Raw genomic sequence first — 13,966 nt, 5'->3', positions numbered from 1 at the left:
CGTTATTCGCCAACGCTGATTTTCAGGCCGGCCGCTATCGCAAAGGGTGCCAGGGTCACGGCCAGTGCCGTGAGGCTGGCGAGCCAGAGCAGGTGGCCGGTTGCCGGCATATTTTGCAACGCCGCTTGCAACGCACCACTGCCCAGGATCAATACAGGGATATACAACGGCAGAATCAGCAACGCCAGTAACAAACCACCGCGTTTCAGGCCGACCGTCAGCGCCGCGCCCACTGCACCCAGCAGGCTCAATACCGGCGTGCCCAGCAGCAGAGAGCCAAGCAGCACCGGCAGGCAATGGCTCGGCAGCCCCAGCATCAGCGCCAGCAACGGCGCCAACAATACCAGCGCCAGCCCGGAAAAGATCCAGTGCGCCAGCACCTTGGCCAGCACCAGCAGCGCCAGTGGGTGTGGCGACAGCACCCATTGCTCCAGCGAGCCGTCTTCGAAATCGCTGCGGAACAGGCCGTCCAGCGACAGCAGTACCGCCAGCAATGCCGCCACCCAGACCAGGCCCGGCGACAAGGTTTGCAACAATTGGCTTTCCGGGCCGACCGCCAGCGGGAACAAGGCTACGACGATGGCGAAGAACACCAGTGGGTTGGCCAGCTCGGCCGGGCGACGGAACAGCAAGCGCGCTTCGCGGCGCAGCAACAAGATGAATACACTCATGCCGCCCATTGCCCCAGGTTCAGTTCACGGTAACCGGAGGGCTTGCGTTCCAGCGTGTGGTGGGTGGTCAGCACCACTGTGCCGCCCTGCTCGCAATGGGCCGCCAGGTGCGCTTCAAGCTGCGCCACACCTTGCTTGTCGAGGGCGGTGAATGGCTCGTCGAGAATCCACAGCGGCGGGCAGGCCAGGTGCAAGCGGGCCAAGGCCACACGGCGCTGCTGGCCGGCCGACAGGGTATGGCAGGGTACGTCTTCGAAACCGCGCAGGCCGACGGCCTCCAGCGCCGCCCAGATCGCCTCGCGACTGGCCGGTTGGTGCAGGGCGCACAACCAGGTGAGGTTTTCCTCGGCGGTGAGCAGGTCCTTGATGCCGGCGGCGTGGCCAATCCACAGCAGGATGCTGGCCAACGCATGGCGCTGCTCGGCCAGGGGCTTGCCGCCCAGCAGGATCTGCCCGGCGGTCGGCTGCATCAGCCCGGCCAAAAGGCGCAGCAGGCTGGTCTTGCCGCTGCCGTTGGGGCCGCTGATCTGCAGCATGTCGCCGGCGCCCAGCTCGAAATCGAGCTGCTCGAACAGCAGGCGCCAGTCGCGCTCGCAGGCCAGGCCCGCGGCTTGGAGGTGAAGGGTCACGGTTTCGCCTTATCTTTGTAGGGCTTCGGGCCGGCGTCGCCTGCTTCAAAGCCCTTGTGTCTCAAGTCGCCCCACGCGCTGCCGTTATACTGGCAACCACGGGCGCTCGGCATTATTACACGCGCCGCCGCGCTGCCAAGAGGCCGGGCTCGACAGGTTGTATACAATCATGACTGAAATCAATAGTCTCGGCGCACAAACCGCGACAAACAGCCAAGCCCTGAAGGCAGGCATGACCGGCGAACTGCTGCGCCTGATCCAGGCGCAGCCCGGCTTGCTGGCCCCCGGCGAGACCGCGCAGGCTGAAGTGGTGTCGTTGCGCCAGACGGGTCAGGAATTTCAGCTGGTGTTGCGCTTGATACAGGCCAACGGCGTGCAGACCCAGCTACAGGCCAGCGCCAGTCAACCCTTGCCCCAGGGTAGCCAGGTCACGGTCAGCCAGACCGAAAGCAACCGCCTGGCGATCATGCTGCAGCAGGCCAATGCCAGCCAGATCGCCACCCTCACTCGCCTGGACACCAATAAAGTGCCGGTCGGCACCCTGCTGCAAGGCAAAGTCCTGACCAATCAGGCATTGGCCCAGGCGCCCGGCCAACCCACGGTCTACCGGGCGCTGGTCAGCCTGCTCAACAGCACGCAAGCCGGTGCCACCCTGAGCGTCGACAGCCCGCGCCCCTTGGCCATTGGCAGCCTGCTCAGCGCGCTGGTGCAGGGTGACCAATCGCTGCGTTTTGTGCCGCTTAGCGGCAGGCAGGACCAACTGAGCATTGCCCAGCAGTTGCTGACCCAGCAAAACCGCCAGGCCTCGCTGCCTGGCCTGCTCAACGCTCTGCAGCAGCTCACCCGCGACCCGAGCGCCGATGGCGACCTGCGCGCCAGTGCCGAACGCCTGCTGGCTGGCCTGCCGGACGCCCGGCAACTGGGCGATGCCAAGGGTATGGCCCAGGCCCTGAACAACAGCGGTGCCTTCCTCGAAGCGAAATTGCTGGGTGGCTTCCCCACCAGCGTCGCCACCGACCTCAAGGCACACTTGCTACGGCTGGTCGCCCAGGCGCCGGCCCTTCCGGCGGGTACCCCAAGCCTGGCCCCCGCCAGCCTGGCCGTGACCATGCCGGGGCTGGCGCGCAGTGCCTTGGGCATGCTTGAGCGGGTCAGCCCGAAACCGCAGCCCGGGGCCTTTCCGTTACCTTCGCGCCTGCTCAAGGCCCTGGAAGACGAAGGCGACCTGCAGCAGCTGCTGCGCCTGGCCGCAGCTGCCGTTTCTCGCCTGCAAAGCCACGCCATGAGCAGCCTGCAACAAACCGGTACGCTGGAAAACGGTAACCTGCAAACCACCTGGCAAACCGAAGTACCGATCCGTCACGGCCAGGAATTCGTCCCGCTGCAGGTCAAACTGCAACGTGAGGAAACCCCGCAACAGCAGGCCGACCGCCAACATGAAGCACAAGACCCACTGCAAGCCTTGTGGCGCATCGAGCTGGCCTTCGATCTATCACCACTGGGCCCCATGCAGGTGCAGGCGCAACTGAGCCAGGGCCGGCTGAACGGGCAACTGTGGGCGGAGCGCGAGCAAACCGCGCGGCTGATCGACACCCAGCTCGGGGCATTGCGCGAGCGCCTGCTGGCACGCGGCCTGGATGTTGGGGACCTGGAATGCCACCCTGGCACCCCGCCACAAGGCCCGCGCACACGCTTGGAACAACGCTGGGTGGATGAAAACGCATGAGCCAGAAGCACACACGCCAGGCCATTGCCCTGAGCTACGATGGCCAGCAGGCCCCTACCCTCAGCGCCAAAGGTGACGATGCGCTGGCCGAGGCCATCCTGGCCCTGGCCCGCGAGCACGAGGTGCCGATCTACGAAAACGCCGAGCTGGTGCGGCTGCTTGCGCGCCTGGAGTTGGGTGAGCAGATTCCAGAGGCACTGTACCTGACCATTGCCGAAATCATTGCCTTCGCCTGGCAACTGCGCGGCAAAGTGCCTGTTGGCTTCAGCGACGAACCCGATGGGCCGCGCGACATCACCCCGGTAACCGCGCTACTGCCACCGGGCAAGCACCGATAGTTATCTACCACCGCGCCTGGCGTCAGCCATTCAGCCTTGCCATTCCCGTCAATGAGCAAGGTGAACACCATGTCCACAAGCCGCATCAACGCTGCCGGCGAGCAGTACGTTCGCAACCACCTGCGCCACATCCCCCGCCCTGACCGCGAAGCCAACCGTGCAATCCACCAATGGCTGGCGCAGCACGGTCATGACCTTGACCCCGACCAGACCGACGTCGTCACCCTGCATTACCGTGACAACCAGGCAGTCATCGTCCAGCGCCTTTCACTTACCCAAGCAGTGCTTTCGGACTGGCAAGGTGAAACAGCCAAAAACCTGATCGGCCAGTTGCTCCCGGGCCACTGGGCGGGCACTTTGCCAAGTGGCCCGCTGGCTATCGTCGAGCGTTTGCCGGAACCCGGAGTATTTGACAACAGCGCCCGTTTCTCGGTGTTCAACGGCCTGTTTCGCAGGACTGCACCGGCCCGCTACGACAGCAGCACTCACCTGCCGGTCGACGTCGAAGCCATGCAGCAATTCATCTGGAATCTGGACTTTCACAGCCGCTTCGTCGCCATGCTCGATGATTACTGGCAACAGGCTGAAGCCACACACCAACAATCACTGCAAATCAGTTTCATCGCGGCCTGCAACAAACAGGTTCAGGAAGGCTCGTTGAGCGATGCAGGCCGCCGACTGGCCTGGCAAGCGGCAGGGCTCATGGCAAAAGCGCCCGGCCTGCAGGCAAGGCCCTTGAACGTTTACGGCTACGCTGCCACCGACCTGATCTACATCACTGACAAGGCACAGCCACACGTACTGTTGTACCTGCCAGGCAATGCATCGCCCTTGCACGCGTTCGACAGCATGCCTGCCATGCAGGGCTGGTTCGCCGAACAGTGCCGCAACCCACACAAGCGCCTGAGCCTACGCCAGTATTTCAAACTGGCCGATACCCCCGACGGCCTGGATTTCAGTGGCCTGGATACCGCACTGGACGGCCTTGGCGCCTATCCGGGCTTTCACACGCGCTCGCCCAACCGCCCAGGCTTCACCGTCGACGGTCGCTGGCCCCCCAGCGAGTACATCAACTACAAGGCGGATAAGTACAGCCCGTCGCTCGAAGGTGACCTGTTCGCAGCCCTTACCCAACGCCAGCGCGAGCGCAGCTATGCCGATGCCGACTTCATCGTCACCAGCGATACGCAAGTGACCAAGGCGCGCTGGCGTGGCTACCTGGTGACCTCGCTCAACCTGCTGGCCCCCCTGGCCCTGGTCGTACCCGAGCTCGTACCGCTACTGGCTGTAGGCGGTGCAGCACAATTCGGCCTGGGGCTCGATCAGGCGATCAACGGCAAAACACTTGAGGACAAGGACGCAGGCGTCGGCAACATCACCTTCGGCCTGCTCAATGCCGCGCCATTGGCGTTGCTGCCAGCGACCGGCCCGCGAATGCTGTTCCCTGGCAAAAGTTCGCGATTCGTCATGCCCACACGACTGAACGATCAGTGGGGCTACCCGCTGAGCCCTGTCAGCCCTCCCCTGTTACCTGGCGAAGCGCTGGCGGATTACTTCTCGCCGCCTGAGCCCGCAGTGCCGGCCACACGCATTATCAGAGGAGCGTTGAATCGAGCAACCGGCATCAACCCGCTGCTGGCGCTGCGGGGCGAAAATGAAGTCAAAGTACTGTATGACACTGAACACGATGCGTTCATCCTTGAATCGGATGCCAACGAGGTGCTGCCGACCTACTATCAAGTCTCCGACGAGGGGCGTGGTCTGGCTGCAGTGGACCCGGCCAACCGCCCCGTCACCAACCAGATGCGCATGGACACGCTGCGCGCATTGGGTGTGAACATAGAACTGCCCATCACGATACCCACCGTCAACAGCGCAGAAGTACGACCAACTCCCAAGCAAATCCTCAGCATCTGGGTCGGCGACAAGAGCATCCCCGATGAACTGCTGGACACCGTTGCCACCAACGCACAGCGCCTGGAGCACACCCAGTTTTCCTACCGGTTATACCTGTCGAAGTCCAATCCGAAAGTGTTCAAGAGCAACTACGCCAGGCTGACCGGAAAAGCCCCCCCGGCTGCAGGTACTTACGCTGGAAGAGCAACCCCTCTTCGATGACTTCAGGGCAACCGCGCACTTCCAGCAATATGAACAGGCCCTGGAGGGCTCCGGGGCAAACTTCTCTTCGGCGTGCGACATATTGCGCTACCCACTGCTTCACGCGGAGGGCGGCATCTATATGGACATCGATGACACCTTGCGCACCTTGGGTGACAACCCGCAAGCCTACGCGGTGATCGACTCAACCCCGCTGGCCACGACGCCTGACGGCTTGGTACTGGGTGGCCCGGTGAACAACGAACTGCTGGGCATGCACTGCGCCTACAACACCAACATGATCGGCAGCCATGCAGGCAACCCGACCCTGCGCCTGATCGCAGACACGATGCACCAACGTTTTCTGGACAACCTTGGGTTCTATGACACCCGGCCGCTACGCGGCGATGCCGGATACGAAGCATACGCCCTGGCATTGAGCCGAATGACCGGACCCGGCGTGTTCAACGACGTGGTTGACCTGCAACTGCCGAGGCTGCGCACCCTGCGCCAGATCAGCAACTTGGAGTCAACGCCGCTCAACGATCCCGGGTTCATATTCGCAGACCAGACCTTTGCGATTTTCCAGGCCAGACACCGCGATCAGGCGCTGAGTTACGTCGCGAACATCGGTAACTACCATTCGTGGAGCAAGCCCTGAAAAAAAAGCGGGCGACTTGCGTCGCCCGTTTCATCAGCCGCTGCGATGCAGCTTGCTCATCAATTCCGCCTCGGCCTGGGTCAGCCCGCAGCTTTCGGTGAGCTCGGCCACACTGGCGCCCATCCCGACCAGCTTGGCCGCCTGGGAAAACGTGACGTTATTGGGGTCGCGCTGCTCCAGCTGCTGGATCTTGTCGGGCAGCGGGGCCATCGTCACACTCAGCTCGTGCAGCGCCTCGCCCATGCGCACGGTACCGTTCTGGTAGTCGTCCAAACGCTTGGCCAAGTCCTTGATGCGCTGGTCACGCAGCGCATCGCCCTCGGCCTGCTGCGCTGCCAGCTCGCGCTGGCGCTTGCTGTAGTTGAGGAAGAACCACAGGCTCAGCGCCCAAACCAGCGCCAGGAAGATGACAGCAACCTGTAGGATCAACTCAGATGTTCTCCAGCTCGGACCACTCTTCCTCGGTCATCATCTTGTCCAGTTCGACCAGAATCAGCAGTTCGCCATTCTTGTTGCACACGCCTTGGATGAACTTGGCCGACTCCTCGTTACCCACGTTCGGCGCGGTCTCGATTTCCGACTGACGCAGGTAGACCACCTCGGCCACGCTGTCGACCAGGATGCCGACCACTTGCTTGTCGGCTTCGATGATGACGATACGGGTATTGTCGGTGACTTCGGTCGGCATCAGGCCAAAACGCTGACGGGTGTCGATCACCGTCACCACGTTGCCGCGCAGGTTGATGATGCCCAGCACATAGCTTGGCGCGCCAGGCACCGGGGCGATCTCGGTGTAGCGCAGCACTTCCTGCACCTGCATCACATTGATGCCGTAGGACTCGTTGTCCAGACGGAAGGTAACCCACTGCAGGATCGGATCTTCAGAACCTTGTGCAGACGACTTTTTCATTCCCCTACCCTCAAAATCCGCCGTTGGCGGTGTGTTCGGTGTCATTTCTGTTTGGCATGCATCTGCTTGACCGCACCGCTGGCGATCAGCTCGGCCAGTGCGGCGACGTCGAGCAGTGCACACATGTGTTCGATTACGGTGCCGGCCAGCCACGGGCGCTGGCCACGCTGGCTGCGCCACTTGATCTCGGACGGGTCCAGGCGCAACGAGCGGCTGACCTGGTGCACCGCCAGGCCCCACTCGTAGCCCTGCACGGAGATCACGTATTGCAGGCCCTGGCGAAAATCATCGCGGTAGCGGTCGGGCATCACCCAGCGCGCGGTGTCCAGCACCTTCAGGTTGCCAGCCTGGCAGGTCAGGATGCCGAGGAACCAGTCAGGCTGGCCGAACAGCGGCGTCAGCTCCTGACCGGCCAGGGTGTAGATCGAGCCCAGGCACACCAACGGCACCGCCAGGGTCAGGCCGGCAACGTCGAACAACAGGCATTCGAACGGCTCGGCTGCCCACACCGGGCGACCGTCGACAGTGGCCGGGGGCACAGGCAGGCTGGGTGCAGGCAGGTGCACATCGACCAGCGGCACAGCGGGTTCCACGGTTGTTTCTTCGACGGTTTCCTCGACCAGAACCGCAATGGTGGCCTCGGCCACCACCGCCTGCTCGACCACCGTCACCACCGGCGCTTGAACCGACATGACGCTGGGCAGTGCCGCCAATTTGGGCTCAGCGAACGGCCGCTGGGTAAGCTTGGCAGCGGCCTCGGCTGGCTCCGGCTGGGCCGGCAGGCGGGCATCGCGTGCCTGCTCCTCGCGCACCGCCTCGGCGAACTCATCCGCCACTGCCGGCGACTCGCTCAGGCCTTCTGCCTCGGTGGCCTCCTGCAGCAGGCCGTCAAGATACGATTGCAGTGCCATCTGTGGCCGGCTGCTGGCTTGCCGAATCTGGGTCATCAGGCCACCTGCACTGCGGTCTTGTAAGTCAGCAGGTGCTTGAGCAGCGCCCGGTAGGCAATCAACCCGCGGCTCTTGCTGTCGAACTGCGAAGGGGTAACGCCTTTGCGGCTGGCATCGCGCAGACGCGTATCCACCGGGATGTAGCCCTGCCACACATGCTGCCCGTAAGTGTCACGCAGCAGCTTGAGCGTGCCCAGCGAAGCCTGGGTACGGCGGTCGAACAGGGTTGGGACGATCTGGTACGGCAGCGCCTGTTTGCGTGAGCGGTTGACCATGGCCAGGGTGCCGGCCATGCGTTCCAGGCCTTTCACCGCGAGAAATTCGGTTTGCACCGGGATCACCAACTGTTGGCTGGCGGCCAAGGCATTGACCATCAGCACCCCCAGCAAAGGTGGGCTGTCGATCAGGGCGAAGTCGAAATCCTGCCACAGCTGCGCCAGACTCTTGGCGATGACCAGGCCCAGGCCATTCTGCCCCGGCGACTGGCGCTCCAGCACCGCCAGCGCGGTGCTCGACGGCAGCAGCGAAATACGCTCATCGCTGGTGGGCAGCAGCAATTGCCCGGGCAAGCCCTCGGGCACCGCGCCCTTGTGCAGGAACAAGTCGTAGCAGCTGTGCTCCAGGGCATCGGGGTTATGCCCGAAATAACTGGTCATCGAGCCGTGCGGGTCGAGGTCGACGACGACCACACGCTTGCCGGCCTCGGCCAGCAGGCCGGCCAGGGCGATGGTAGTGGTGGTCTTGCCGACGCCACCTTTTTGATTGGCTACTGCCCAGACTCTCATAGGACAAATTCTATCTCATTGATCTTGCGCGAGACTCTGTAGGAGCGGGCTTGCCCGCGAACACCGGCGAAGCCGGTGCCATTCACTGTGTCGCCTGATTCGCGGGCAAGCCCGCTCCTACAGGGGGGCGGCAGCAACCTTCCGAACCCATTTCACGGTGACAGAGAATTGACGAGTTACTGCCCCGCCACCGTTGCTGGCGTTGCCGGTGCACTTTGTGTGCCAGCCCGGCGCAATGCGGCATCCGGCGTAGCATTGGCACTGCCCGAACCGGTCAGGCTGCGACGTACTTCGAGGTTACGGGAAATCACCAGTACCACTCGGCGGTTGCGTGCGCGGCCATCGGCGGTGTCGTTGCTGGCCACCGGCTGGTACTCGCCATAGCCAACCGAGGCCATGCGCGCCGGGTTGACCCCTTCCATGGCCAGCAGGCGCACGATGCTCGCCGCCCGCGCCGACGACAGCTCCCAGTTGGTCGGGTACTGCGCGGTGCGGATCGGCAAGTTGTCGGTGAACCCTTCGACATGCACCGGGTTGGCGAACGGCTTGAGAATGTTGCCCACCTTGTCGATGATGGCGAACGCCTTGTCACTGGGCATGGCATCGCCACTGCCAAACAGCAGCGACGAACTCAATTCGATCTCGATCCACAGTTCGTTGCCGCGTACGGTCATCTGGTTACTGTTGATCAGGTCGCCAAAAGCGTCGCGCACATCATCGCTGATGGTTTTCAGCGGGTCGACATTGGTCGCCGCCAGGCCCGCCTCGGTCTGCTCGCTGTCTTTGACCAGCGGTTCGGCCGGGCGCACGCTCAGCGGCCGCTCATCGCCAATGGGGATTGGCTTGACGCTGCGCTCGGGGTCGTTGAAAACCCCGAGCAAGGCCTGGGAAATGACCTTGTACTTACCCTCGTTGATCGAGGAAATCGAGTACATCACCACGAAAAAGGCGAACAGCAAGGTGATGAAGTCGGCGTACGACACCAGCCAGCGTTCGTGGTTTTCGTGTTCCTCGGTATGACGACGGCGACGCATGGGTTACTCCATGAAGCCTTGCAGCTTCAGCTCGATCGAGCGCGGGTTTTCACCCTCGGCAATCGACAGCAGGCCTTCGAGCAGCATTTCGCGATAGCGCGACTGGCGCATGACGATGGCTTTGAGCTTGTTGGCGACCGGCAACAGCACCAGGTTGGCACTGGCCACACCGTAGATGGTGGCGACGAAGGCCACGGCAATGCCGTTACCCAGTTGCGACGGGTCGGCCAGGTTGCCCATCACATGAATCAGGCCCATTACCGCACCGATGATGCCGATGGTCGGCGCATAGCCGCCCATGCTTTCGAATACCTTGGCCGCCTGGATGTCACGGCCTTCCTGGGTCAGGAAGTCGACCTCAAGGATGCTGCGGATGGCTTCCGGCTCAGCGCCGTCCACCAACAGCTGCAAGCCCTTGCGCGCATACGGGTCGGGCTCGCTGTCGGCTACCCCTTCCAGGCCCAGCAGGCCTTCCTTGCGTGCGGTCAGGCTCCAGTTCACCACGCGGTCGATGCCGCCCGCCAAGTCGACCCGTGGCGGGAAGAGAATCCAGCGCAAAATCTGCAAGGCGCGCTTGAACGACGACAGCGGCGACTGCAGCAACGCCGCCGCCAGTGTGCCACCCAACACGATCAGTGCGGCCGGGCCGTTGATCAGGGCCCCGACATGGCCGCCTTCGAGGAAGTTGCCACCGACGATGGCAACAAAGGCGAGGATCAGGCCGATGAGGCTGAGGACGTCCATCAGACGCACGCCTCCACCAAGTGCTTGCCGATCTCGTCCAGGCTGTACACCGCATCGGCCAGGTTGGCCTTGACGATGGCCATGGGCATGCCATAAATCACGCAGCTGGCTTCATCCTGGGCCCACACCGTGCTGCCACCCTGCTTGAGCAGGCGCGCGCCTTCGCGGCCATCGGCGCCCATGCCGGTGAGCACCACCGACAACACTTTGTCGCCGTAGGACTTGGCCGCCGAACCGAAGGTGATGTCCACGCACGGTTTGTAGTTCAGGCGCTCGTCACCGGGCAGGATTTTCACCGTGCCACGACCGTCGATCATCATCTGCTTGCCACCGGGAGCCAGCAGCGCCAGACCCGGGCGCAGCATGTCGCCGTCCTCGGCTTCCTTGACGCTGATGCGGCACAGCTTGTCCAGGCGCTCGGCGAAGGCCTTGGTGAAAGCCGCCGGCATGTGCTGGATCAGCACGATCGGCGCCGGGAAGTTGGCAGGCAATTGGGTCAGCACCCGCTGCAGAGCGACCGGGCCACCTGTGGAGGTGCCGATGGCCACCAGCTTGTAGGGTTTGCGCTTGGGGGCTGGTGAGTGCGAGGCCGCCGGGGCCGGGGCTGCTGCACGCGCAGGCGCAGCCGGGCGCGCCTGCCCCTGGCTGGCCAGGGTGCTGGCGGGCACGTGGCTGCTTACAGGCGCAGGCGTGCTGAGCGGTGCCGTTCTGGCATAGCTGCCGATCCGGCGGTTGCTGCGGGAAATGGTGTGCACCTTCTCGCACAGCAGTTGCTTGACCTTGTCGGGGTTGCGCGAGATGTCTTCAAAGTTTTTCGGCAGGTAATCCACCGCGCCGGCATCCAGCGCGTCGAGGGTGACGCGGGCACCTTCATGGGTCAGCGAAGAGAACATCAACACCGGCGTCGGGCAGCGCTGCATGATGTGCCGCACGGCGGTAATGCCATCCATCATGGGCATTTCGTAGTCCATGGTGATGACATCCGGCTTGAGCGCCAGCGCCTGGTCGATTGCTTCCTTGCCGTTGGTCGCGGTACCCACTACCTGGATCGTCGGATCCGCCGAGAGGATTTCCGAGACGCGGCGGCGGAAGAAACCGGAATCATCCACCACCAGGACCTTGACTGCCATAAACACTCCATTAGGCGGCGCAACCCGCCAGGGTGCGCCACCGAAATCAAATACGCCGCGCGGCGTAACGCTTGAGCATGCTCGGGACGTCGAGAATCAACGCGATGCGACCGTCACCGGTGATGGTGGCCCCGGACATGCCCGGGGTGCCCTGCAGCATCTTGCCCAGCGGCTTGATTACCACTTCTTCCTGGCCAACCAGTTGATCGACGACAAAGCCGATGCGTTGGGTGCCAACCGACAGGATCACCACGTGGCCCTCGTGCTGCTCTTCGTGCACCTGGCCCTGCACCAGCCAACGCTTGAGGTAGAACAACGGCAGTGCCTTGTCGCGCACGATCACCACTTCCTGGCCGTCGACCACGTTGGTACGCGACAAGTCGAGGTGGAAGATTTCGTTGACGTTGACCAGCGGGAAGGCAAATGCCTGGTTGCCCAGCATCACCATCAGGGTGGGCATGATCGCCAGGGTCAGCGGCACCTTGATGACGATCTTCGAACCCTGGCCCTTGGCCGAGAAGATGTTGATCGAACCGTTGAGCTGGGAGATCTTGGTTTTCACCACGTCCATGCCCACACCACGGCCCGACACATCGGAAATCTCGGTCTTGGTCGAGAAGCCAGGGGCGAAGATCAGGTTGTAGCAATCCGACTCGCTCAGGCGCTCGGCGGCGTCCTTGTCCATCAGGCCCTTTTCCACGGCCTTGGCACGCAGGATGTTGGGGTCCATGCCCTTGCCGTCGTCCGAGATCGACAACAGGATGTGGTCGCCTTCCTGTTCGGCCGACAGCACGACGCGGCCAGTGCGCGCCTTGCCAGAGCCTTCACGCTCATCGGGCATCTCGATACCGTGGTCGACGGCGTTGCGCACCAAGTGCACCAACGGGTCGGCCAGGGCCTCGACCAGGTTCTTGTCCAGGTCGGTTTCTTCACCGACCAGTTCCAGGTTGATCTCTTTTTTCAACTGACGAGCCAGGTCGCGGACCAGGCGCGGGAAGCGGCCGAACACTTTCTTGATCGGCTGCATGCGGGTTTTCATCACCGCGGTCTGCAGGTCGGCGGTGACCACGTCGAGGTTGGACACGGCCTTGGACATGGCTTCGTCGCCGCTGTTCAGGCCCAGGCGCACCAGGCGGTTACGCACCAGAACCAGTTCGCCGACCATGTTCATGATCTCGTCCAGGCGCGCGGTATCGACGCGCACGGTGGTTTCTGCCTCGCTGACGGCATGCTTGTCGGCGCTCGGCGCTGGTGCGCGCGGTGCGGAAGCAGGCTTGCTGACCGGCGCGGGCGCGGCGGCTGGCTTGGCCAACGGCTGGCTGTCGACCTTGGCGGCAGCTGGCGCTTGCACGCTGGCCGCAGCCGGGGCTTCGGCAGCGGCGACATCGCCCCCGAACTTGCCCTTGCCGTGCAACTGGTCCAACAGGGCTTCGAACTCGTGTTCGCTGATTTCATCGCTGGCGACGCTGTCGTCAACCACGACAGGTGCCGGCACCGGCGCTTTGGCGGCCGGCAAGGCGTCGGCCTGGAAGGTGCCCTTGCCGTGCAGCTGGTCGAGCAGCGATTCGAATTCGGCGTCGGTGATTTCGTCACTGAGCGGTTCGGCGCTGACGGCGGCCGGCGGCGCAGCGACCTCGACACTGAACTGGCCTTTGCCGTGCAACTGGTCGAGCAGCGATTCGAACTCGGCGTCGGTGATTTCGTCACCGCCGCCACTGACGGCCTCGCCCTGCATCTGCTCGTCGGCCGCGGCTTGTGCCTTGACCGCATCGAGTGAATCGAGCAGCTGTTCGAACTCGCTGTCGGTGATGTCCTGGTGCTGCTCCTCGGCCTCGGCCGGGGCCGCCACCGCCACCTCGGCAACCGGCGCCGGCGCTGCAACAGCTGGCGCCCCACCCGGTTCGGCCAGGCGCGACAACGCCGCCAGCAGCTCGGGGGTGGCCGGGGTCACTTCGGCGCGCTCGCGCACCTGCCCAAACATGCTGTTGACCGTATCCAGTGCCTCGAGCACTACGTCCATCAGTTCCGCGTCGACCCGGCGCTCACCTTTGCGCAGGACGTCGAACACGTTCTCGGCGATATGGCAGCACTCCACCAGCTCGTTCAGCTGAAGGAAGCCGGCGCCCCCTTTTACAGTGTGGAAACCGCGAAAGATCGCATTGAGCAGGTCGGCATCGTCGGGCCGGCTTTCCAGCTCGACCAGTTGCTCGGACAGTTGCTCAAGAATTTCGCCGGCTTCTACCAGGAAATCCTGGAGGATTTCTTCATCGGCGCCGAAGCTCATCAAACGT

The 13,966-nt window shown here is 63.4% G+C and carries 12 protein-coding genes and 1 pseudogene; 3 read left to right on the top strand and 10 right to left on the bottom strand.

Translation table 11 applies throughout. From position 1 onward, the window contains the following. Positions 1-2 precede the first annotated feature (2 nt). Both ccmB and ccmA read right to left on the bottom strand, forming a co-directional pair. Positions 3-680 (bottom strand): heme exporter protein CcmB, encoded by a 678-nt coding sequence (gene ccmB, locus ACNFBR_RS23845; protein ID WP_013973563.1) that lies wholly within the window; start codon positions 678-680, stop codon positions 3-5. Further along, on the bottom strand, positions 668-1,300 hold the full coding sequence (ccmA, locus tag ACNFBR_RS23840) for a cytochrome c biogenesis heme-transporting ATPase CcmA (RefSeq protein ID WP_012273478.1): 633 nt from the start codon (positions 1,298-1,300) through the stop codon (positions 668-670). The genes ccmB and ccmA overlap by 13 nt, the downstream gene beginning before the upstream one ends. Positions 1,301-1,469: 169 nt before the next feature. Between ccmA and ACNFBR_RS23835 the strand changes: the two genes are divergently transcribed. From ACNFBR_RS23835 to ACNFBR_RS23825, 3 genes and pseudogenes are all read left to right on the top strand, one after another. Then, entirely contained in the window at positions 1,470-3,026 is a 1,557-nt protein-coding gene (locus ACNFBR_RS23835; RefSeq protein ID WP_416737061.1) for a flagellar hook-length control protein FliK, read from the top strand. Beyond that, positions 3,023-3,364, top strand: a complete 342-nt coding sequence (locus ACNFBR_RS23830; protein ID WP_416737060.1) for an EscU/YscU/HrcU family type III secretion system export apparatus switch protein — start codon at positions 3,023-3,025, stop codon at positions 3,362-3,364. The genes ACNFBR_RS23835 and ACNFBR_RS23830 overlap by 4 nt, the downstream gene beginning before the upstream one ends. A gap of 69 nt (positions 3,365-3,433) precedes the next feature. After that, positions 3,434-6,122, top strand: a pseudogene (locus ACNFBR_RS23825) (dermonecrotic toxin domain-containing protein). A gap of 33 nt (positions 6,123-6,155) precedes the next feature. Here ACNFBR_RS23825 and ACNFBR_RS23820 read toward each other — a convergent pair. The 8 genes from ACNFBR_RS23820 to ACNFBR_RS23785 all read right to left on the bottom strand — a co-directional run bounded on the left by ACNFBR_RS23820 (position 6,156) and on the right by ACNFBR_RS23785 (position 13,959). Next, positions 6,156-6,551 (bottom strand): DUF2802 domain-containing protein, encoded by a 396-nt coding sequence (locus ACNFBR_RS23820; protein WP_012273482.1) that lies wholly within the window; start codon positions 6,549-6,551, stop codon positions 6,156-6,158. 1 nt (position 6,552) lies between these two features. After that, entirely contained in the window at positions 6,553-7,032 is a 480-nt protein-coding gene (locus ACNFBR_RS23815; RefSeq protein WP_003254393.1) for a chemotaxis protein CheW, read from the bottom strand. Between the two features lie 41 nt (positions 7,033-7,073). Further along, positions 7,074-7,979, bottom strand: a complete 906-nt coding sequence (locus ACNFBR_RS23810) for a CheW domain-containing protein (RefSeq protein ID WP_416737059.1) — start codon at positions 7,977-7,979, stop codon at positions 7,074-7,076. After that, positions 7,979-8,767 (bottom strand): ParA family protein, encoded by a 789-nt coding sequence (locus ACNFBR_RS23805; RefSeq protein WP_416737058.1) that lies wholly within the window; start codon positions 8,765-8,767, stop codon positions 7,979-7,981. The genes ACNFBR_RS23810 and ACNFBR_RS23805 overlap by 1 nt, the downstream gene beginning before the upstream one ends. Before the next feature lie 176 nt (positions 8,768-8,943). Next, positions 8,944-9,801, bottom strand: a complete 858-nt coding sequence (gene motD, locus ACNFBR_RS23800) for a flagellar motor protein MotD (RefSeq protein WP_416737057.1) — start codon at positions 9,799-9,801, stop codon at positions 8,944-8,946. Positions 9,802-9,804: 3 nt separating this feature from the next. Next, positions 9,805-10,545 carry a flagellar motor protein gene (locus tag ACNFBR_RS23795; RefSeq protein ID WP_416737056.1) on the bottom strand — a complete coding sequence of 247 codons (741 nt, stop codon included), beginning with the start codon at positions 10,543-10,545 and terminating at the stop codon, positions 9,805-9,807. Then, positions 10,545-11,675, bottom strand: a complete 1,131-nt coding sequence (locus tag ACNFBR_RS23790) for a protein-glutamate methylesterase/protein-glutamine glutaminase (RefSeq protein WP_416737055.1) — start codon at positions 11,673-11,675, stop codon at positions 10,545-10,547. The genes ACNFBR_RS23795 and ACNFBR_RS23790 overlap by 1 nt, the downstream gene beginning before the upstream one ends. A gap of 46 nt (positions 11,676-11,721) precedes the next feature. Beyond that, the gene (locus ACNFBR_RS23785) at positions 11,722-13,959 is read right to left on the bottom strand and encodes a chemotaxis protein CheA (RefSeq protein ID WP_416737054.1); all 2,238 of its coding nucleotides are present in this window, start codon (positions 13,957-13,959) and stop codon (positions 11,722-11,724) included. Positions 13,960-13,966 lie beyond the last annotated feature (7 nt).

Source organism: Pseudomonas sp. NY11955 (genome assembly GCF_048068035.1).
GTDB lineage: Bacteria > Pseudomonadota > Gammaproteobacteria > Pseudomonadales > Pseudomonadaceae > Aquipseudomonas.
The sequence above is the reverse complement of the archived record's forward strand: the minus strand, read 5'-3'. Positions and strand labels throughout refer to the sequence as shown.